Source organism: Streptomyces sp. NBC_01334, assembly GCF_035983595.1.
Classification (GTDB): Bacteria; Actinomycetota; Actinomycetes; order Streptomycetales; family Streptomycetaceae; genus Streptomyces; species Streptomyces coriariae.
This window is the reverse complement of record NZ_CP130718.1, coordinates 7572851-7593888: the sequence shown is the minus strand read 5'-3', so window position 1 is coordinate 7593888 and position 21038 is coordinate 7572851. Positions and strand designations below refer to the sequence as shown.

Annotated in this window: 14 protein-coding genes; 11 read left to right on the top strand and 3 right to left on the bottom strand. The window is 73.7% G+C overall.

The genetic code is table 11. The features are described from left to right. Positions 1 to 109 precede the first annotated feature (109 nt). The 3 genes from OG736_RS33960 (at position 110) to OG736_RS33950 (ending at position 5099) form a co-directional block, all read left to right on the top strand. Complete coding sequence (locus OG736_RS33960) at positions 110 to 970, top strand: helix-turn-helix transcriptional regulator (protein WP_327185778.1); 861 nt, start codon at positions 110 to 112, stop codon at positions 968 to 970. Between the two features lie 223 nt (positions 971 to 1193). Beyond that, entirely contained in the window at positions 1194 to 4013 is a 2820-nt protein-coding gene (locus tag OG736_RS33955; RefSeq protein WP_327185777.1) for a helix-turn-helix transcriptional regulator, read from the top strand. A gap of 294 nt (positions 4014 to 4307) precedes the next feature. Then, positions 4308 to 5099, top strand: a complete 792-nt coding sequence (locus tag OG736_RS33950; RefSeq protein ID WP_327185776.1) for a S1 family peptidase — start codon at positions 4308 to 4310, stop codon at positions 5097 to 5099. Between the two features lie 178 nt (positions 5100 to 5277). On the opposite strand, the gene OG736_RS33945 is transcribed toward OG736_RS33950, so the two are convergent. Beyond that, entirely contained in the window at positions 5278 to 6387 is a 1110-nt protein-coding gene (locus OG736_RS33945; protein ID WP_327185775.1) for a winged helix DNA-binding domain-containing protein, read from the bottom strand. A gap of 304 nt (positions 6388 to 6691) precedes the next feature. On the opposite strand from OG736_RS33945, the gene OG736_RS33940 reads away from it, so the two are divergent. Next, on the top strand, positions 6692 to 8161 hold the full coding sequence (locus tag OG736_RS33940) for an MFS transporter (protein ID WP_327185774.1): 1470 nt from the start codon (positions 6692 to 6694) through the stop codon (positions 8159 to 8161). Between the two features lie 96 nt (positions 8162 to 8257). Here the strand turns inward: OG736_RS33940 and OG736_RS33935 are convergent, their stop codons facing one another. Continuing rightward, the gene (locus tag OG736_RS33935; protein WP_327185773.1) at positions 8258 to 9094 is read right to left on the bottom strand and encodes an IclR family transcriptional regulator; all 837 of its coding nucleotides are present in this window, start codon (positions 9092 to 9094) and stop codon (positions 8258 to 8260) included. Positions 9095 to 9344: 250 nt separating this feature from the next. Between OG736_RS33935 and OG736_RS33930 the strand changes: the two genes are divergently transcribed. From OG736_RS33930 to OG736_RS33905, 6 genes are read left to right on the top strand one after another with little or no spacing between them, the layout of a single operon-like run. Then, positions 9345 to 9893: a quercetin 2,3-dioxygenase gene (locus OG736_RS33930; protein ID WP_327185772.1), complete on the top strand. Its 549-nt coding sequence runs from the start codon at positions 9345 to 9347 to the stop codon at positions 9891 to 9893. A 1-nt stretch (position 9894) separates the two neighbouring features. Next, positions 9895 to 10845, top strand: coding sequence for an alpha/beta hydrolase fold domain-containing protein (locus OG736_RS33925; protein WP_327185771.1), 951 nt, complete (start codon positions 9895 to 9897; stop codon positions 10843 to 10845). 27 nt (positions 10846 to 10872) lie between these two features. Further along, positions 10873 to 13761 (top strand): family 78 glycoside hydrolase catalytic domain, encoded by a 2889-nt coding sequence (locus OG736_RS33920; RefSeq protein WP_327185770.1) that lies wholly within the window; start codon positions 10873 to 10875, stop codon positions 13759 to 13761. Continuing rightward, positions 13758 to 14711 carry a dioxygenase family protein gene (locus OG736_RS33915; RefSeq protein ID WP_327185769.1) on the top strand — a complete coding sequence of 318 codons (954 nt, stop codon included), beginning with the start codon at positions 13758 to 13760 and terminating at the stop codon, positions 14709 to 14711. Before OG736_RS33920 ends, OG736_RS33915 begins: the two co-directional genes overlap by 4 nt. Continuing rightward, complete coding sequence (locus OG736_RS33910; protein WP_327185768.1) at positions 14708 to 15565, top strand: fumarylacetoacetate hydrolase family protein; 858 nt, start codon at positions 14708 to 14710, stop codon at positions 15563 to 15565. The genes OG736_RS33915 and OG736_RS33910 overlap by 4 nt, the downstream gene beginning before the upstream one ends. Then, positions 15562 to 17208, top strand: coding sequence for an FAD-dependent monooxygenase (locus tag OG736_RS33905; protein ID WP_327185767.1), 1647 nt, complete (start codon positions 15562 to 15564; stop codon positions 17206 to 17208). Before OG736_RS33910 ends, OG736_RS33905 begins: the two co-directional genes overlap by 4 nt. Before the next feature lie 102 nt (positions 17209 to 17310). Here the strand turns inward: OG736_RS33905 and OG736_RS33900 are convergent, their stop codons facing one another. Next, entirely contained in the window at positions 17311 to 18459 is a 1149-nt protein-coding gene (locus tag OG736_RS33900) for an SGNH/GDSL hydrolase family protein (protein ID WP_327185766.1), read from the bottom strand. 272 nt (positions 18460 to 18731) lie between these two features. Here OG736_RS33900 and OG736_RS33895 point away from each other — a divergent pair, with 272 nt between their 5' ends. Further along, on the top strand, positions 18732 to 20948 hold the full coding sequence (locus OG736_RS33895; protein ID WP_327185765.1) for an MMPL family transporter: 2217 nt from the start codon (positions 18732 to 18734) through the stop codon (positions 20946 to 20948). Positions 20949 to 21038: the final 90 nt, after the last annotated feature.

The window sequence follows — 21038 nt, the reverse complement described above, 5'->3', positions numbered from 1 at the left end:
TGCCGGACCATTGCCGGGCGGCTCTCTGCCATCGTGTAATCCGTGATGCAGGTCTCACTACCCCCGGACGGGGGTGTGCGGCACCAAGCCGCGCGGAAAGGGCGAGAACGTGGCGGCAGACGCGGCCGGAACGGTGGAGATTCGCGGCGCGCTGGCGCGGCTGCGGCGGGCGACGGGGCTGCCGGTCGCCTTCGGCGGTCTGGTGGAGCCGGGGCGGCAGCGGATGCGGATCAGCGAGTTCAGCGGCGCGGCCGGTCTCGCGTTGCGCGGACTGGCGGTGACCTCCGGCAACGGTCTCGGCGGCAAGGCGGTGGCGCTGGCCCGCCCGTGCGCGGTGACCGACTACTCCCTCTCCCGGCAGATCAGTCACGAGTACGACGCGGCCGTCGCGGAGGAGGGCCTGCGCTCGGTGCTGGCGATCCCGGTGGTCGTACGGCGCCGGGTGCGCGGGGTGCTGTACGGCGCCCTGCGCACGGCCCAGCCGCTGGGCGACCGCACGCTGACCGCGGCCGTGCAGGCGGCGCGGGACGTGGAGCAGGCGCTGGTGGTCGGCGACGAGGCGCGGGACCTGCTGACGGCGGCCCGGCCGGGCAACGCAGGCGCGGGGCCCGGTCCGGACACCGGGGCGGGGGCCGGCTGGGAACAGGTGCGTGAGGCGCACACGGCCCTGCGTGCCCTGGCCCCGCGGATCGCCGATCCGGCCCTGCGCGCCGAACTCCTCGGGGTCTGCGGGCTGCTGGCGTCGAGGCCTGCGGAGCGGCCGGCGGGGCAACCGGTCGCCCTGGCCCCCCGTGAGCTGGACGTGCTGGCGTGGGTGGCGGCAGGGGCGACGAACGCGGCGGCCGCCGAGCGGCTGGGTTTGCGGCCGGAGACGGTCAAGGGCTATCTGAGGTCGGCGATGCGCAGGCTGGGCGCGCGCACCCGGGGAGAGGCGGTGGTCGCGGCCCGGAGGGCGGGCCTGCTGCCCTGATCGCGGGGCGCGCAACATGCCCGTAGCGCGGGCGGTGCAAGATGCGGGGGAGCAGCGACGACATCAAGCCAGGGAGGCCCCTCACGACAAGAGACCATTCATTCATCGTCTCCATGAATTTCCCTATGCGTCACGTTGTTATATGCCTCACCACGCCGTGTCTCCGAATTTCAAAGGGACGTTGCCTAGAATTTGGCCCGGACACGACACTCGGAGGGGAGCGGTGACCGTGCGACGGGACTTCAAGGAGCCTGCCAGATGCCGCCCCGACCTGGTCATCGGCAGGGACGAGCTGTTCACGGCCGCCCGTGACCAGCTGACGCGCGGCGGCAGTGTGCTGCTGCACGGCCCGGCCGGAATAGGAAAGTCGACCGTGCTGCGGGCATTGGCCGCGGATTACGGGGAGGCGGCCCGCACCGTCCTGCGCTGCTCGGCGACCGAGTCCGAATCCCATCTCCCCTTCCTGGCTCTGGCCGACCTCTTCGGCCTCGTGCTGGACGAGATCTCGGACAAGCTGCCCGTCGCCCAGCGCACGGCCCTGGAGTCGGCGCTCACCGGCCGAGGCGAATCGACTCTGCAACGCGACGGCCTGGCCCTGCGTCTGGCCGTGCTGTCGGCCCTGCGCGCGCTCGCCGCCGCGGGTCCCGTCCTGCTCGTCGCCGACGACCTCCAGTGGCTGGACTCGGCCAGCGCCGAACTCCTCGGCTTCGCCGCCCGCCGCCTCGGCGACACCCCCGTCCAGCTGCTGTGCGCGGTGCGGACGGAGGAACAGGAGTACGACCGTCATCTACGCGCGTCCCCGCCCGACACCCTCGCCGTCCGGCTCAACCCCCTCTCCCGCGCCCAGGTCTCCGCGCTGCTCGACCACCGCGGCTACACCGACCTGCCCCGCTCGACGATGCGGGAGATCCACCGCACCAGCGGCGGCAACCCGCTCTTCGCCCTGGAACTGGGCCGCGCCCTCGGCGAGAGCCCGACGCCGCCCCGGCCCGGCGAGCCCCTGCCGGTGCCGACCTCGCTGCGCGCCCTGGTCCTCAGCCGCCTCGACATGCTGTCCGACGAGGCCCGCCGCACCCTGCTCGTGGCCAGCGCCGGCGCCCGCCCCACGCTGGCCCTGCTGCACGCGGCCGGCCGTGAGAACGCCGAGGCCGAGACCGCGCAGGCGGCGGCCCTCGGGCTGCTGGCGACGGAGCCCGAGGGGCCGGCCGTACGCTTCGCGCATCCGCTGATCTCGGCCGCGCTGTACGCGGAGGCGCCCGCCCAGGAGCGCCGGGCCGCGCACGCCGCGCTGTCCACCGCCGCCTCCGATCCGATCGAGCGGGCCCGCAACCTCGCGCTGGCCACCACCGGCACCGACCCGGAGGTCGCCGCCCGGCTCGCCGAGGCCGCCGCGCTCGCCCGCGACCGGGGCGCCCCCTCGGTCGCCGCCTCCCTCGGGCTGCTGGCCGCCCGGCACACCCCGCCGGACGGCGCCCCCGCCCCGGACGACCGGCGGCTCCAGGCCGCCGAGGACGCGATCACCGCCGGCGAGGTGGACCTCGCCCGGGACATCGCGCGTGAGGTGCTGACCCGGGCGACCGTGCCCGCCGAGCGGATCCGGGCCTGGGAAGTGGTGATCGAGGCCGCCGGGCAGTCCCTGGGCGAGGTCGACGCCGTCTTCCCGCAGGCCCTCGCCGACGCCGGTGACGACCCGCGGCTGCTCGCCCTGGTCCACTACCGGCTGGCCTGGCGCAAGCTGATCGTCGAGGGCGACTTCGCCGAGGCCCGCGAGGAGGCCGCGCACACGGCCGACCTTGCGGCCCGCGGGGACGACCGGCGCACCGAGCTGATGGCGCTCTCCTTCCAGGCCTCGACCGAGACCCTGATGGGCCACCCGAACGCCCCGACCACCATCAAGCGGGCCCTGCGAGAACCCCAGGACCCCTACGTGGCGTGCCATCACAACGGCGTCGGGGCGGCCCGGTTCCGCTGGCTGCTGATGAGCGATCAGCTTCCCGAGGCCCGGTCGACCATCACCGCGCTGCTGCGCGAGGTGCGTCGGCGCGGCATGGTCGAGAGCGAGGTGCACTTCCAGCGCTTCCTCGCCGAGACCGAACTGCGCTCCGGGCACTGCGGGCGCGCCCTCGACCTGGCCCGCGAGAGCCTCCGGCTGGCCCGGGACTCCGGCATCGGCCTGGGGGCCTCCGCGATGCTGGCCTCCCTCGCCGAGGCCTCCGGCGGTGACGTCGACCGGGCGCTGGCACTGGCCCGGGAGGCGGCGGGTAAGGCCGAGGAGGACGGCGACCAGATGTACGTCTCGCGCGCGCTGGCCGCGCTGGGCCACGCCCAGTTGGTGGCCGGGGACGCGGCGGGCGCGGTCGGCTCGCTGCGCCGGGTGCGGGAGCTGGAGCAGGGACTGGGCATCACCGACCCCGCCCGGGGCCGCTGGCAGGGCGACCTCGCCGAGGCCTTGGTCCGGGTCGGCGAGCCGGGCGAGGCACAGGACGTCATCGACGTGACGCGCGAGCACGCGCTCCGGCTGGGCCGGGAGAGCGTGCTGGCCGTGCTGGACCGGGCGGAGGCGCTGGTGCGGGCCGCCCGCGGCGACCACGAGGCGGCGCTGTCCCGGCTGACGTCCGTTCAGGACCGGCTGGCCAAGCTGGGGTACGGCCTGGAGGAGGCGCGGGCCGCGTTCGCGCTGGCCATGCTGCGCACCGGGCGGCCGGGCCCGACGTCGTACGACGAGGCGGCGCGGTTGTTCCGGCGGTGCCGGGCGCTGCCCTGGCTGCGCCAGGTGGACGCGGCGGTCGCGGCGGCCGCGCCCGAGACGGTCGCCGTGCCCCCGCAGACGGCTCCCCCGTCCGACGCGCTGGAGGGGCTCGCCTCGATGGAGCGTCAGGTCGCCGCGCTCGTCATGGAGGGCGCGACCAACCGGGAGATCGCCGCGCGTCTGTTCATCAGCGTCAAGACGGTCGAGGCGACCCTGACCCGGGTCTACCGCAAGCTGGGGATCCGTTCGCGGGTGGACATCGTCCGACTGGCGGCGGGGCGTCACGCGAAGTGAGGAATCCGCGGGTTAACTGCCCCTGAAGGGTTCCCCGCCCTCAGCGGGTGCTGTGCCCCGCGCGCGGGTTCTCTGAGCGCCCCCTCGGCGGCGACTGTGGCTCGCCTGAGCCGACCGAGGGTTTTCCCTGCCCCAACTCCCTTAGGGGGTTCCCTCATTGGGGGAAGCGGGTGCCGGGTCCTAGCTTAAGGGACGTGCCGCTCGCCCGGGCATACGGGGGTCGGTCCCGCGACCCCCGTGTAACCCCCCACACCCGTGCGACCCCCCACCGGCAATCCCCCACCGAGGAGATCCATGTTCGGGCTCAACCGGTTCAAGAAGACCGCCGCCGTCCTCGCGGCGACCGCCGCGGCGGCGGCGACCGCACTGCTCAGCGCCCCCACCGCTGTCGCAGCACCGCAGCCGATCGTCGGCGGCACGACGACCACGACCACGACGTACCCGTTCATGATGCAGATCACGGACGCCTCGCAGAACCAGTTCTGCGGCGGCACCCTCGTCTCGGCGACCAAGGTGGTCACGGCCGCCCACTGTATGGTCGGCGAGACCACGAGCAGTGTGCGTGTCGTCGGTGGGCGCACCTACCTCAACGGCACCAACGGCACGGTCAGCCGGGTCAGCAAGATCTGGATCAACCCGAGCTACACGGACGCCACCAACGGTGACGACGTGGCCGTCCTGACCCTGTCGACGTCGATGCCGTACACCACGGCGTCGTACGTCTCCTCGTCCCAGACCGGCGTGTACGCGGCCGGCACCACCGCCCGCATCATCGGCTGGGGCACCACCTCGGAGAACGGCAGCTCCTCCAACCAGCTGCGGACCGCGACCGTCCCGATCGTGTCCGACACCAGCTGCAAGAGCTCCTACGGTTCCGACTTCGTCGCGACCGACATGGTTTGCGCCGGATACACATCCGGCGGCGTAGACACCTGCCAGGGCGACAGCGGCGGTCCCCTGCTCATCGGGGGCGTCCTGGCAGGGATCACTTCTTGGGGCGAGGGCTGCGCGGAGGCCGGCTACCCGGGTGTGTACACCCGGCTGACCACCTTCTCCAGCCTGGTGACGACGCAGGTCAACTCGTAGCCCGTCACCGCGTAGCAGTCTCCGAGAACTCCTGAGCACCCCTCAGGGAAAGACCGGGGGGCGCTGCGAGCCTCCACGAGCGGCCCGCAGCGCCCCCTATCCAAGGTCCGAACCCTCACCGGTCCCCGGTGGGGGCTTCTCGTCTGCCCGGCGTGTGCTGCGGGCGGAGCGCGGGTGGTCACGACCGTACGACGGTGCCGAACCGGATGTCGTGGGGCTGCCCCGGGTGCATGGTGGCCAGCATCCGCTCGCCCTCGGCGGCCACGTCCTGCCGCTGGGCCTCGGTGAGGGTGCCGAAGGGCTCGATGACCAGGGCGTCCTGCTCCAGCTTCCACACACCCGCCAGGAAGCCGTCGACGAGGAGGGTGCAGTACGCCTGGTTGCCCTGCCAGGAGCGGCCCCAGTACTCGGCCGGGACGACCCGGGTGCGGTCGGCGTGGGACAGGAGGAGGTTGTCGAACTCGGGGAGGAAGCGGGGCGGGGCCGGGGTCCGCGGGTCGGGGCGGGGTGCGTCGGGCAGGTCGAAGAGCTCGACGCCGTGCTCGTCGCGGAAGGTGAGGAGTTCCGGGCGCAGGCGTTCGAAGGCGTCGCGCAACCGGGTCAGGCCGGCCCAGGTCTGCATGTCCTTGACGGAGGCCGGGCCGAAGGCGGCCAGATAGCGCAGGACGACGGAGTCCGCCGTCGGGGCGCTCTGCGCGGGCCGCCCCAGCCAGTGCTCGGCGGTGGTGAGCGCGACCTGCCCGCTCCTGCCCCACAGCCCCCGCGGGGTGACCTGGACGAGGGGCAGCCGGCAGCGGGCGGCGACCGCGAGGGACTGGGGGTCGGCGTCCGGCCACTCGACGGAGAGCGCCTCGCGCAGCTGCTTCATGGTGCGCGGCTCGGCCTCGACGAGGCCGCGGGCGAGGACGGCGAGCCGGTCGAGGTCGACTCCGGTGAGGCCCTTGCGGAAGTACGTCAGCTCACGGTCGCGGGCGGGCTGGACGAACGGCCGGAGCGTCAGGCAGTCGTCGGCGGTGTGGGTGTGGATGGTGGAACGCATGCTGACGATGCGCACGGCCTCACGGCCGGCCATCAGCGTCGACAGCTCCTCGGGGACGAAGCCGTCGAGACGGGCGGCCAGCGCGTAGTACGGCGGCTTCACGTTCTGCGCCTGGAGCCCGAGCAGATGCTCCACGGCGTCCCCGGCGGACATCGACGCCGGCCGCAGCAGCAACTGCCGGTCGAGGGTGGCGCGATTGAGGGCACGAGCGCCGAGCACGGGGCCTGCCGGGTGGGTCGTCTTCGTCATGTACGCAACGTAGCGGGGCTTGCGGACACCTTTCGTCCGCAACGCAGCCGCGGGTGCGGACCGACGGTGGACGGAAGGGCGGAAGAAGGCCGTCGGCGCCGGACCGGGTGGACTCGCCCGGTCGTCGATCCCGCGTTGCGGCCACGTTTCGGTCGCGTGCCATTCAATGGAAATCTGCCTGGTGGCCATGGCGGCGGGCGCTCATTCTTGCCGCACGCCTCGTGGGGGGCCGACCGCCATGGGTCGGACGTGCCGCTCCCGAGCGTTCTGCCCTTCCCGCCCGGCTCGCGAAAGGAGCGGCTGCGTGACATCGACGTCTGCAAGCCCCTCGCTCACGGCATCGTCCGCCCGGACCTCCGAACGCTGGAACCGCCGTCTGGTGGCCTTGCTGGTGGCCCTGATCTGGCCGACGCAGCTGCTGGCCGTCGCCGGCATCGTCACGGCCAACACGACGGCCGACATCGCGCAACGCTTCCACACCACCCAGGTCGCCTGGTTCTCGTTGATCGTCACCATGGTGTCCACCCTGCTCATCCCGTTCGTCATCAAGGCGGGTGACCGGTACGGAAGGCGGCGGATCATGCTCGCCATGATCGGTCTCGGGGTCGTCGGCGACATCATCGCGGCCATGGCGGGCAGCTTCTGGCTGCTGCTGGTCGGCCGGGGCATCGCCGCTTGCTACGCCCCGTTCGCCGCCCTGTCCTTCCCTGCCGTGCGGGACCTCTTCCCCGCCCGGATGGTGAAGCAGGCCAGCGCGATCCTCGGCGGCAGCATGGGTCTGGTGGGTGTGGTGGGGCCGTTGCTCGCCGGTTGGCTGATCGACGCCGGGGGATACCGGGCCGCGCTGTGGTTCATCGCCGGGGCGACCGCGGTGGCGTTCGTCCTGGTGGCCCTGCTGGTGCCCGAGACCCCGCGGCACGACTTCCAGAACGGCTTCGACTGGCTGGGCGGAACGCTGCTCGGCGGTGGCCTGACGGCCGTGGTGTACGCGGTCGGCCAGGGCGGGAGCCGGGGCTGGACGAGCGGCGCGACCCTCGGCTGGACGGCCGGCGGGCTGCTGGCGCTCGTGGTCTTCGTCCTCGTCGAGCGCGGCAGCGCCCATCCGATCCTCGATCTGCGCGTGCTCGGCCGGCGGCCGGTCGCGCTGACCGTCAGCGCCGCGGCCGTGGGCCAGGCCACCGCGCTGGCGATGGCCTCCATGGGCATCCTGCTGGCCCTCTACCCCGCAATCCCCGGGGTCTCCGACGGACTGGGCTGGACCAGCACGCACAACGCGCGGATCGGCCTGACCTGGAACCTGGTCATGCTGGGCACCGGATTCGCCGCCGGCCGCCTGCTGCGCAAGGCCGACGCCCGCCTGCTGTGGGGGATCGGACTGGGGCTGGGCGCGGCGGGATACGGGCTGATGGGCCTCTTCCACGCCGATGCCACCGAACTCGTCCTGACGGCGTGTCTGGCCAACCTCGGCACCGGCCTCATCGTCTCCATCGCTCCCGTGCTGGTCCTCGGCGTGGTCTCGGTGGAGGAGCAGGGGCAGGGCAGCGGCCTGATGCAGATGCTCTTCAACTTCTTCGGCACGGTCGTCCCCGCCGTGTGCTTCGCCGTCCTCGCCGCGCACAGCACGGTCCTCAAGGGCACCGCGTTCTACCTGGACGGGGGCTACACCTGGGTCTTCTGGACCGGAGCGCTGATCCTGCTGGCGGCGCTGGCGGTGTCCCTGTTCATTCCGGCACTGCGGGATCCGGAGAGCGACGCGACCCCGGCCGCCGCCTGACCGAGCCGCACCGCCACCGTCGCCCCCCGCCGAGTCCCCGGGCGGGGGGCGACGCCATCGCCTCGCGCGGATCCGCTCACGGCTCCGCCACCGGCCTCACTGCCGTCGGCGGAGGCTGCCCTGCGCCGGAGCCGGCGGGGCCGTGACCGCGCCGAGGCTGCGGGACAGGGCCCGGGCCGTGGCACGCAGGGCCGGGGCGAGCACGCGGGGCTCGGCGTGGCCGGCCGGCACGACGACCGACAGCGCCGCGACGACCTCGCCTTCGGCCCCGCGCACGGGTGCCGCGACGGCGTGCAGCGGGACGGGCTCCGCGCGGTTGACGACGGCCACCCCGGTGCTGCGGATCTCGGCGAGGGAACGCCGCAGCGCGGCGGAGGACAGCGGTACGCCCTCGGGCTCGTGCGTCAGGGCCTGCCCGAGGATCTCGTCCTGGAAGTCGGGTTCGGCGTGCGCCAGCAGCACCAGACCGACGCCCGTGGAGTGCAGCGGCAGCCGGCCGCCCACCCGGTACAGCACGTCGATGGCGGTGTGGGCCGACAGCCGCTCGACGAGCAGCGCGTCCGTGCCGTCCCGTACGGCCAGCAGGACGTGCTGGTGGGTCGCCTCGTACAGATCCTCCATGTACGGCAGCGCCACCCTGCGCAGCCCGTGCGCACGCGGTGCGAGCGAGGCGACCTCCCACAGCCGCAGGCCCACGACGTAGCGGCCGTCGGCGTCCCGCTCCAGAGCGCCCCAGTGCACGAGCCGCCGGGCCAGGCGTAGCGTCGTACTCGGCGGCGTGTCCGTGACGCGGCTGAGCTCGGCGAGGGTCATCGAGCGACGGTCCTCGGAGAAGGCCGTGAGCAGCGCGAACGCACGGTCGATCACCGGCTCGCCCTGTGGCGGCCGTCTTCCCCGGGCGGCGGCACCGGACGTGCCCGCGTTGTTCGTCACCCGTGCAGTGTGACCCACCCGGTGACCAGAAACGCGTTGCGTCCAGGTTTCGATCGCATGCCATTCAATGGAATTCCGCCTGGTGGGACGTCGGCGGCGGCCCCATCCTTACGGCACCCCGTCGTTACGGCCCCCTCGATTCGGCACCCGTTCTCCCGGCCGACCTCGAGGGGTCGCCCCCTCGACGGGTCGCCCGTCCCGACGGGTTGCCCGCCTCGGGCAGAGCCGACCAGATTTCCGAGGAGACCCCATGACTGCGGAGTTCGCCCAGAGCGGCGGTGCGAAGCGCCTCGCCCTGCCGGGGAAGCCGGTGCCCTTCTTCCTGGAAGCCGGAGAGGGGGAGCGATCCCACCTGTTCGACGCCCTCATCACCGTTCTGCTGAGCAAGGACGAGACCGACGGCCAGTTCGGCCTGTTCACCTACGCGGCTCCCAAGGGCGACGCGATCCCCACCCACAGCCACGCCGACGTGCACGAGACCTTCTATCTGTTGTCCGGCCGCGCCCGGGTGTGGATCCAGGACGGCGACGGCGAGACGTACGAGAAGCTTCTGAAGCCCGGCGACTTCGGCTACGTGCCCGCCGGTTGTCTGCACACCTTCCGGGTCGAGGCGGACGACACGAAGATCATGGGCGCGTCCAGCGGCGGCTTCGAGCGGTTCTTCGGCGAGGCCGGGACCCGCACGGACTCGTCGGAGATTCCGCACCCGCCGTACATCCCCTCCCACGAGCAGCTGGCCCGGGTCGCCCGCGAGCACCGGCAGGAGTTCCGGTTCGACCTCCGTCCCCTGGACGGCTGACATGGACGCGAACGCTTCCCCCGTTCCGGCTTCTCCCGTTCCGGCAGCCCCGCTTCCGGCGGAGCAGACCACGTCCGCCGGCACCCGCGTGCTCCGGGGGGTCGAGTACGGCTCGCCGCCCGGATTCCGGCCGTTGCTGCTCGACCTGTACCGCCCCGCGCGTGACCCGGAGCACCCGGCCCCGGTGGTCGTCTTCCTGCACGGCGGCGGCTGGCGGACCGGACGGCGGGACCAGTTCGGCCCGGCCTTCGCCGGGTGGGCGGTCGGTCCGTTCGACCGGCTCGTCCGGGCGGGCTTCGCGGTCGCCTCCCTCGACTACCGGCTCAGCGGCGAGGCCGTCTTCCCGGCCCAGCTGCACGACGGCAAGGCCGCGCTGCGCTGGCTGCGCGCGCACGCCGGCGAGCTGGGGATCGACGCCGGACGGGTCGTGCTGTGGGGCGAGTCCGCGGGCGGTCATCTCGCGGCCCTGCTCGCGCTGACCGACGGCAGGCCCGAGTGGGAGGGCGACGTCGGCGAGCCCGGTCCGGGCGTGAGAGTCGCCGGGGTCGTCGACTGGTACGGGCCCGCGGACCTGCGCACCATGCAGCGCCAGTCCCGGCCCGACGCGGTGAGCGCCCCGGACGCCGTGGACTCCCGGGAGGCGCTGCTCATCGGCGCGCCCGTACCGGCGGCACCGGAACGCGCCGCCGCGGCGAGCCCGGTGAGCCATGTGTCCGCCGCCGCCCCGCCCTTCCTGCTCGCCCACGGCACCGCCGACCGGTTCGTCCCCAGCGGGCAGAGCGAACAGCTCGCCGCGGCCCTGCGCGCCCACGGGTGCCGGGTGAGCCTGCGCCTGGTCGACGACGCGGACCACCTCTGGGCCGGGCTGCCCGATCCGGATCCCGTGTTCGCCGAAGCCCTGGAGTTCGCCACCCAGGTCTGCGGCCCTCTCGGGCTTCCCGCCCCGGCCTGACTCCCCCTCGAACGTTTGGTCACCTGTATGAACGCCGCTCCCACCTGTCTGCGTGCCGACGAGCTGGAACAGCCGCTGGGCCTCGGCAACCGCCGCCCCCGGCTGTCCTGGTGGCTGCCGCCCGGCTCGCGCGAGCAGTTCGCGTACCGCATCGGCACGAGCACGGGCTGGGACTCCGGCCGTGTCGACTCCGCGGAGAGCACGCACGTGCCGTACGGGGGGCCACCGCCCGGCTCCGGGGAGCGGATCACCTGGCGGGTCAAGGTCTGGACCGACCTCGGCGAGAGCGCGTGGTCGCGGGAGGCCTGGTTCGAGACCGGCCTGCTGGATCCCACCGACTGGCAGGCACGGTGGATCGAGCCCGTCGTACCCGGCGAGACCGGTGGGCCCGTCCCAGCCGGTGTGCCCGGCCTGCCCGGTGAACCCGGCGTGCCTGGTGCACCCGTGTCCGACGAGGCCGGTGCGCCCGGCACACCTGGCGAACCCGTGTCCGGCTGCCCCGGCGGCCCCGGCACATCCGGCGGACCCAGCGGACCCAGCGGACCCAGCGGCCCCGGCGGCCCTGGCACGTCCGGCGGACCCGGCGTCCCGCCCGTCGGGCACCGGCCCGCTCCGCTGCTGCGCACCGCGTTCACCGCGGGCTCCCCGGTCCGCCGGGCCCGGCTCTACGCCACGGCGCAGGGTCTCTACGAGGTCTTCCTCAACGGGGAGCGGGTCGGGGACGCCGAGCTGACACCGGGGTTCACGCAGTACGACGTACATCTCCAGGTGCAGGCGTACGACGTGACGGCGCTGCTGCGGGAGGGCGAGAACGCGCTGGGGGCGGTGCTCTCCGACGGCTGGTTCCGCGGCCAGGTCGGGGTCACCCGGGCCCACGACCAGTGGGGCGAGCGGGTCTCGTTCCTGGCGCAGTTGCACCTCGAGCACGCCGACGGCACCACGTCCGTCGTGTCCACCGACCGGCACTGGCGCTGGTCTCCGGGGCCGGTCGTGGCCGCCGACCTGATCGCGGGGCAGTTCACCGACCTGCGTCGCACCCCCGTCGGCTGGGACCTGCCGGGGTACGACGACTCGGCGTGGACGCCGGTGGAGGTCGCCGACCACGGACATGCCGGGCTGGTCGCCTCACCCGCCCCGCCCGTGCGGCGCGTCGAGGAACTCGCCCCGGTCTCGGTGACCCGCCCGCACCCCGACCGGCAGGTCTTCGACCTCGGACAGAACATCAACGGCTGGGTGCGGCTGACCGACCTCGGTCCGGCGGGCACCCGTCTCACGCTCACGCACGGCGAGTCCCTGGGCCCCGACGGCGATGTGACGACGGATCACCTCCGCGTGGACATGCCGTTCCTGCCCGAGCCGCTCCCGGCCGGCCAGATCGACCGGGTCGTCTCGGCCGGCCGGCCCGGCGAGGCCTTCGAACCGCGGCACACCACGCACGGCTTCCGCTACGTCCGCGTCGAGGGTCATCCCGGCGAGCTGACCGCCGACGACCTGCGCGGTGTGGTCGTCCACTCCGACCTGCGGCGGACCGGCTGGTTCGACTGCGACGACGAGCGGGTCGACCGGCTGCACGAGGCCGCCCGGTGGAGTCTGCGCGGCAACGTCTGCGACATCCCCACGGACTGCCCGACCCGCGAACGCGCCGGCTGGACCGGGGACTGGCAGCTGTTCGTGCCGACCGCCGCGTTCCTCTACGACGTGTCGGGCTTCTCGGCGAAGTGGCTGCGCGACGTCGCCGCCGACCAGTGGCCGGACGGCACCGTCGCCAACATCTCGCCGGCCTGCCGCACCGAGGGGCCCAAGGGGCCGGTGGCGCATCTCAACGGCTCGGCCGGCTGGGGCGACGCGGTGGTCATCGTGCCCTGGCAGCTGTACCTGGCCTACGGCGACCCGGGGATCCTGGAGGAGCTGTGGCCTGCCATGACCGCCTGGCTCGGCCGGGTCGAACGGGCCGCCCGCGAGGAGCGGCACCCGGACCGGATCCGGCGCTCCGCCCGCCCGGCGCGGCACGAGCGGTATCTGTGGGACACCGGGTTCCACTGGGGCGAGTGGCTCGTGCCCGGTGAGAAGGTCGGCGACCTGGCGGCTTACGCGGCCCTGGACAAGGCGGACGTCGCCACCGCCTACTACGCCCACTCGACCCGGCTGGCGGCGCGCATCGCCCGTGTCCTGGGCCGCGACGAGGACGCCGACCGCTACCGGGAACTGAGCGAGCGGGTGCGTGCCGCCTGGCGGACGGAGTTCCTCGCGGCCGACGGCTCGCTGCGCCCGGACACCCAGGCCCACCATGTGCGGGCGCTCGCCTTCGACCTGGTCCCGGCCGGACTGCGGGCCCAAACCGCCGAACGGCTGGTGGAACTCGTCCGCGCCGCGGACACGCACCTGGGCACCGGCTTCCTCGCCACCCCGGATCTGCTGCCCGTGCTCGCGGACTCCGGACATCTGGACGTCGCCTACGAGCTGCTGCTCCAGGACACGGCCCCGTCCTGGCTCCACATGATCGACCGGGGCGCGACGACCGTCTGGGAGCACTGGGACGGCGTCGGCGCGGACGGCACCCCGCACGACTCCCTCAACCACTACTCGAAGGGCGCGGTCGTCTCCTTCCTGCACCGCTGCACGGCCGGGATCAGGCCCGACGAGGACGCTCCGGGCTACCGCCGCTTCACCGTGGCGCCCCGCCCCGGCGGGGGCCTGACCCGGGCCCGGGCCGAACACCGCTCGCCGTACGGGCCGATCCGCTCGTCCTGGCACATCGAGGACGGCCGCTTCCACCTCTCCGTCACCGTGCCGCCCGGCACCACCGCGCACGTCGTCCTGCCCGACGGCGCCCGGCACCACGCCGGGGCCGGCACCCACACCTACGGCTGTGCGGCACCGGACGCCGCCCTGACGCCCACGGGAGCGACCTCATGACCGACACCACCGGTACGGCTCGACCCGCCCCCGCGGGAGGGGCGGTGGGCCCCGGCTCCGCTCACGACCCCGGGCCGGACGCCCTGTTGCGACAGGTCCTCTCCACCGTCCGCGGCGACGACGAGCGGCTGCGGGAGCTGATCGGCGGCCTCGTGACCCATCTGCACGCCTTCGTGCGGGAGACCCGGCCCTCCGAGGGCGAGTGGCTGCGCGCGGTGGACTTCCTGGTCCGCACGGGCCGGGCCTGCACCGAACGCCGCAACGAGTTCATCCTGCTCTCCGACATGCTGGGCCTCACCTCGGCCGTGGACGAGGTCAACCACACGGGCCCGGTCACCATGACGCCCAGCTCGGTCGAGGGCCCCTTCCACTCGCCGGCGCCGCCCCGCCCGATGGGCGCCTGGATCGCCGAGGGCCCCGAGCTGCGGCGCGGGGAGCGGGCCGTGGTGCACGGCCGCATCACCGACTGCGACGGCAGTCCACTGGCCGGCGCCGTGCTGGACGTCTGGCAGGCGAACGACACGGGTCTGTACGACAGCCAGGACGCCGAGCAGCCCGACGGCAATCTGCGCGGTCTGTTCACCACGGGTCCCGACGGCGCCTACTGGTTCCGTACGGTCAAGCCCGCCAGCTACCCGGTGCCGACCGACGGCCCGGTGGGCGAGCTGCTGCGGGCGCTCGGCCGTCACCCGATGCGCCCCGCCCATGTCCACCTGCGGGTGGAGGCGGCCGGTCACCGGTCGCTCACCACCCATGTGTTCGCCGCCGACGACCCCTACCTCGGCTCCGACGCGGCGTTCGCCGTCAAGGACGCGCTCATCGCGCCCTTCGCACCGGGCGACGAGGACACGGCTCGTCGGTTCGGCATGGACGGACCGTTCCTGGCGGCCGAGTTCGACATCCGTCTGGCCGCGGCACCCGCGGAGGAAACAGGAGGCACGCGCGCATGAAGCTCGTCGGCATGGTGGATGCGGGCCGGGAATCCGGCCGCAGGCGGATCGTGGTCGGCGTCGTCGTGGACGGTCGGGTCACCCCGCTCACGGACGTGGACGACTTCTACGCGGACCTCCCCCACTGGCTCGAGCGGGCCCGCGCGGTCCGCCACGGCACGGTCCCGTCGGCGGAGGTGACCCTCGCCCCGCCGGTACCGGCGTCGGCGCGGGTGCTGTGCGTGGGTCTCAACTACCGTGCGCACGCGGCCGAGGGCGGCTTCCGGGCACCGGAGCACCCCACCCTGTTCGGCCGCTGGACGGCCTCCCTGTCGGTGAGCGGCGTGCCGGTCCCGGTGCCCGCGAACGAACCGGGCCTGGACTGGGAGGGCGAGGTCGCGGCGGTCGTCGGTGCCCGGCTGTGCGACGCCGGGGAGCAGGAGGCCGAGGCCGCAGTCCTCGGCTACGCCGTCTTCAACGACCTCACCGCCCGTACCGCGCAGAAGCTCACCGCCCAGTGGACGCTGGGCAAGAACGCCGATCTCAGCGGCCCGATCGGGACGGTCGTCACCGCCGACGAGGCGGGCAGCCTCGCCGACGGGCTGCGCTTGGTCACCCGCGTCAACGGGGAGGTCATGCAGGACGGGAACACCCGCGACATGATCTTCGGGGTTCCCGAGCTGCTGTCGCGGATCAGCGCCACCCTGACCCTGCATCCCGGGGACGTGATCGCCACCGGCACCCCGGAGGGCGTCGGCTACGTCCGTACGCCGCCGCGCCTGCTGCGCTCCGGTGACGTCGTCGAGGTGGAGGTCGACCGCCTCGGGACGCTGCGTACGCCCGTCACCGACGCGTCCGCGAGGTCCGGCGCGTGACCGGGACGACCGTCCAGGTGCTGATCGCCGGCGGCGGGCCGTCCGGTCTCGCCGCGGCGGTCGAGCTCGGCCGCCGCGGCATCGCCGTCGTGCTCGTCGAACCGCGCACCACCGTCGACGACGACCGGCCGCGGGCCAAGACCACCAGCATCCGCACCATGGAGCACTTCCGCCGCTGGGGCCTGGCCGACCGCTTGCGCGCCGCCGCCCCGCTGCCCGTGGCCTGGTCCCAGGACGTCATCTTCTGCACCGGGCTGCTCGGCACCGAACTGACCCGGTTCCGCAATGTGTTCGGCCTGTACGACGGCCGCGACGAGCGCTGGGCGGAGCCGGGCCAGCAGGTCCCGCAGCCGGTCGTCGAGCGGCTCCTGCGCACGGCGGTCGCCGGACTGCCCTCGGTCACCTGCCTGACCGGCCGTCGGGTCACCGCCGTCGAGCAGGACGAACACGCCGTGCGCGCCACGGTCGCCGCCGCCGACGGCTCCGTCCGCGTGCTCACGGCCGGTTATCTGCTGGGCTGTGACGGCGGCGGCGGAGTCAGCAGGCAGGCCGTCGGAGCGGTCTACGCCGGCTCGTCCGGTGAACGGCCCAACCTCAGCATCGTCTTCCGGGCACCGGGTCTGGGCGAGGCGGTCGGTCTGGACCGAGCGGTGCAGTACTGGGTGGTGAGCCCCGAGGCCTCCGGTCTCATGGGCCGTCTCGACCTGGACGACCGGTGGTGGGCCATCGTCCAGCGGACCGACCCCGACCACCCGGTGGCACCCGAGGCGCTGGTACGCGCTCTCGTCGGCGCCGGGCACCCCTGGCCCGTGGAGGTGCTCGCGACCGACCCCTGGACCGCCCGTATGCTCCTGGTAGACCGCTACCGGCGCGGCCGTGTCTTCCTGGTGGGCGACGCCGCCCATCTGAACCCCCCGTGGGGCGGGCACGGCTTCAACACGTGTGTCGGCGACGCGGTGGACATCGGCTGGAAGCTCGCCGCGGTCCTCCAGGGCTGGGGCGGCGCGGAGCTGCTGGACAGCTACCAGAGCGAACGGCGCCCGGTGGCTCAGCAGATCATCGCCGGCAGTGCCGCCCAGGACAGGCTGCTCGCCCCGTCCTTCGCCGACCCCGCACTCCTCGGGGACACGCCCGAGGCCGGTCGCCGCCGTGCGCGGACCGCGGCCGCCCTCCAGGCCAAGGCGGGCGAGTTCCACAGCGAGGGCCTCGTACTCGGCCAGCACTACGCCTCCTCCCCCGTCGTCGTCGACGACGGCTCCGCGATCCCGCCCCTGGTGCCGCGCAGCTATCACGGCCTGTCCTTCCCGGGCGCCCGGCTGCCGCACAGCTGGCTCCCCGACGGCCGTTCCCTCTACGACCTGCTCGGCGACGGTCTGACGCTGCTCCTCCTGGCCGGCGACAGGGAGCCCGACCGCGCCGCCTTCGCCAAGGAGGCCGCGGCCCGGGGCGTCCCCCTCACCACCGTCGACCTGACCGGCCTGGTCCCGCGCGAACGCTACGGCGCCCCGATGCTGCTGATCCGGCCCGACCAGCACATCGCGTGGCGGGGTGCGGACGGCACACAGGCCGGGGACGTGCTCGATGTCGTCCGCGGCGCGTCGCCGCCAGAACCCCTGCCTGGCAACACAGTTGACGTCGTGTGATCATCGCGTGCTCCGCTGCCACGGGCGGTCGTGCCCGGGTGCCGCACCCGCACGTGAAGGTCGGCATCACGCGAGGGAGTCGCCCCCGCCACCGCCTCCCGGTCACCCGAACGCGCCTGCCCCACCGAAGGAAAGTGGCAGGAAGCGCTCGGCCATACGGGCGTAGCCGGCCGCGTTCGGGTGCAGGCCGTCGGGCAGGTCGGCCACGTCATCCGGCCCGAACAGCGTTGTCCCGTCCATGAGTTGAAGCCGGTCGTCGTCGTCCTTGCGACGCTGCTCGACATGCTCGCTCAGCAACGCGCGGATGCGGGCGAGCGTGAGGGCGCCGAGGGCGAGTTCGACGGGGCGGTCGACGGTGCGGACCATCCCGTCGGGGCCCACCAGCGTGGGACCGGGCCGCTGTTCGGCGGCCGGGCAGACGATGGGGCTGATGACCAGGACCGGTGTGGACGGGTGCCCGTCGCGGATCGTGTCGAGGAAACCGTGGAAGGCCGGGACGAAGGCCCGTTCCCGCATGCTGTCGGCGTTGTGGACGTTGATGCCCAGTTCGAGGCTGATCGCGCTCGCGGGCAGGTCGCGGACGGCACGGGCCATGAAGGGGTCGAGCTGGCACTGCCCGCCGAGGCCGAGGTTGACCAGGGACCGGCCGGCCGAGCGGGCCACGGCGGCCGGCCAGGTGGCGGTCGGGCGGTCCGCGTCCGAGCACTGGCTGATGGAGCTGCCGTAGTGCACCCACAGGGGGCCGCTCGGCGGAGCCGGACGCACCGACGCCCCGTCCGGGACTCGGACGTCGATCAGCGTGACGGCCGGGGTGACGGGCAGCCAGATCTCCACACGTCGCTCGCCGGCCCGCGGGCCGATACGGAAGCGCACGGTCGCGGGCTCGGCCGGTCCGGCCTCCGGCGAGCCGGTGGCGGGGTCGAAGAAGGCCGGGTCGATCGGGCTCTGTTCCGTCGCCACCACCGGTTCGCGCAGTTCACCGTCGACCACCAGGTCGAAGGCGCTGCCGGTGGACGGCATGCCCAGGGGGAGGACCACGGTCAGCCGGGCGTCGAGCTCGAGCTCGGTGGCGTCCGTGAGCATCTCCAACCGCACTCCGGACGGCACGGCGCTGTTGAAGTCGAACGCCCGGTCGGCCAGCCGCGCCCGTCCCGTGTCCGGGGAACGGTGCAGGGTGACTCCGGTCGTATCGGTGGTCTTCCCGAGCGCGCCGACGACACAGTCGAGCGCGCGGTCGAGTACGGAATGCATGCGAGGACCTCTCGACGGCACAGGTCAGGTCAGGTCAGGTCAGTCGTAGTCCTCTGTCCGGCATTCGTCGCGTAATTCGTCGCGTCGGTCCACGAACGGTCCCGGGCCTCCTGCCCGAGCGGTACGCGGGGGTCCTCCTGGAGGAGGACGGCGGAGCGTCGGCTCATACACCGGCACCAGGCGGGAGTGCCCACACGGGCACGATGCCCCGGAGCACCCCCACGAGCCAGGCTGGTCGTCCACCCGAACCCAGACCTGGAGATCCCTTTCCCGTGGCTACCCTGCTCTACCGGCTGGGCCGGACCGCCTTCCAGCGGCGCCGGCTCGTGACACTGCTGTGGGCGGTGATCCTCGGTGCCGTCGGACTCGGCGCCGCCAAGGCTCCCGCCGCCTCCGACGACGGCACCTCCTTCATGCCCGGCATCGAGGCGCAGAAGGCGTTCGACCTCATCGGAGAGCGGTTCCCGGGCTCGGACGCCGACGGTGCCGACGCGCGGATCGTGTTCGTCGCGCCCGACGGCCGGCAGGTGACCGCGGCCGGCCACCGCGCCGCCGTCGACGCGCTGGTGACCGAGGCGGCCGAAGAACCGCAGGTCGCGAGTGTCGTGAGCCCGTTCGAGGCGGGCGCGGTGAGCAAGGACGGCTCGACCGCCTACGCCACGGTGAGCTACAAGGTGAAGGCCGACGACCTCACCGACGCCGACAGGACGGCCCTGGAGACGACCGTCGCCAAGGCCCGCGCCTCCGGCCTCACGGTCGAGGTCGCAGGCACCGCGCTGGCCACCCAGCCCGCGGCGGGCGGCTCCTCGGAGGCCATCGGCATCGTCCTCGCCGCCGTCGTCCTGCTGATCACCTTCGGCTCGCTCGCGGCGGCCGGCCTGCCGCTGCTCACCGCCGTCATCGGCGTCGGAATCAGCATGGCGTCCATCATGGCCCTCGGCAGCGCCTTCGGCCTGTCCCTGACCACCGGCACGCTCGCCACGATGCTGGGCCTCGCGGTCGGCATCGACTACGCCCTCTTCGTGGTCTCCCGCTACCGGGAGGAACGCGCGGGCGGCCACGCCCCGCGCGAGGCGACCGCGCTCGCCGTCGGCACGGCCGGCTCCGCCGTGGTCTTCGCCGGTCTCACCGTCGTCATCGCGCTGGCCGGCCTGTCGGTGGTCGGCGTTCCGATGCTGACCAAGATGGGCCTGTGCGCCGCGGGCGCCGTGGTCGTCGCCGTCCTGATCGCTCTCACCCTGGTTCCCGCCCTGCTCGGCATGTGGCCCGAGGCCGTCCTCTCCCGCGCGGCGCGCAAGGTCGGCCGCGCGGAACGGCCGGCCGACAACGGCGGTTCGCGGTGGGCTCGGTTCGTGCTGCGCCGCCCGGTGGCCGTGCTGGTGGCGTCTGTCGTGGGCCTCGGCGTGCTGGCGCTGCCCGCCGCGGACCTGGAGCTGGGCATGCCGGGAGACGAGTCCAAGCCGGTCTCGTCGACGGAACGGCGCGCCTACGACGCGCTCGCGGACGGCTTCGGCGCGGGCTTCAACGGGCCGCTGACGATCGTCGCGGACGTCAGGGGCGCGGCCGGACCGAAGGCGGCCGCGCAGTCGATCGCCCGGGAGATCGGCGCGACCCGCGGGGTCGTGTCCGTCTCCGCCCCGCGGTTCAACGAGGCCGGTGACACCGCGCTGTTCTCGGCGGTCCCGACCGCCGGTCCGAACACCGAGGACACCAAGAACCTGGTCAGGGCCATCCGCGCGGAACGGGCCGGTCTCGAACGGGAGACGGGGGCGACCTTCGAGGTCACCGGCAGCACCGCGATGAACGTCGACGTGGCGCAGGCCCTTCAGGACGCGCTCGTCCCCTACCTGGCCGTCATCGTCGTCCTGGCGCTGCTCCTGCTGCTGGTGGTCTTCCGGTCCGTGCTGGTGCCCGTCAAGGCCGCCTTCGGGTTCCTGCTGTCGGTGCTGGCCGCCCTCGGCGCGGTCGTGGCGGTCTTCCAGTGGGGCTGGGGCGCGGAGTTGCTGGGGGTGGAGCAGACCGGTCCGATCATGAGCCTGATGCCGATCTTCCTGGTGGGCATCGTCTTCGGCCTGGCGATGGACTACGAGGTGTTCCTGGTGGCCCGGATGCGGGAGGCGTACGTCCACGGGGACCGGGCTCCCCAGGCGGTCGTCACCGGTTTCCGGCACAGTGCGCGGGTGGTCGTCGCGGCGGCGGTGATCATGATCGCGGTCTTCTCCGGCTTCGTCGGCGCCGCCGAGTCGATGATCAAGACCATCGGTTTCGGTCTGGCCGTCGCCGTGCTGTTCGACGCCTTCGTCGTCCGTATGGCGCTCGTCCCCGCGGTGCTGGCCCTGCTCGGCGACCGGGCGTGGTGGCTGCCCGGGTGGCTCGACCGGCTGCTGCCGCGGGTCGACGTCGAGGGCGTCGGGCTCACCGTGCCGCCGGTGCCCGCCGCCGGACGGGTGGGGGGCGAGCCCGCGCCGCAGGAACCGGCCCGCACCTGAGGTCCGGCCCCGGGTGCGTCCCCGGTGACCCCTTCCCCACCCGCCCCGGGCCAAGGCGCCGGACAGCACGGCGCCGTGGCCGAGGGTGTG

Bases quoted from the DNA above. Each gene is read 5' to 3' on its own strand.
- OG736_RS33950 (WP_327185776.1), top strand. From the start codon at position 4,308: ATGTTCGGGCTCAACCGGTTCAAGAAGACCGCCGCCGTCCTCGCGGCG.
- OG736_RS33945 (WP_327185775.1), bottom strand. From the start codon at position 6,387: ATGACGAAGACGACCCACCCGGCAGGCCCCGTGCTCGGCGCTCGTGCC.
- OG736_RS33930 (WP_327185772.1), top strand. From the start codon at position 9,345: ATGACTGCGGAGTTCGCCCAGAGCGGCGGTGCGAAGCGCCTCGCCCTG.
- OG736_RS33925 (WP_327185771.1), top strand. From the start codon at position 9,895: ATGGACGCGAACGCTTCCCCCGTTCCGGCTTCTCCCGTTCCGGCAGCC.
- OG736_RS33920 (WP_327185770.1), top strand. From the start codon at position 10,873: ATGAACGCCGCTCCCACCTGTCTGCGTGCCGACGAGCTGGAACAGCCG.
- OG736_RS33915 (WP_327185769.1), top strand. From the start codon at position 13,758: ATGACCGACACCACCGGTACGGCTCGACCCGCCCCCGCGGGAGGGGCG.
- OG736_RS33910 (WP_327185768.1), top strand. From the start codon at position 14,708: ATGAAGCTCGTCGGCATGGTGGATGCGGGCCGGGAATCCGGCCGCAGG.
- OG736_RS33900 (WP_327185766.1), bottom strand. From the start codon at position 18,459: ATGCATTCCGTACTCGACCGCGCGCTCGACTGTGTCGTCGGCGCGCTC.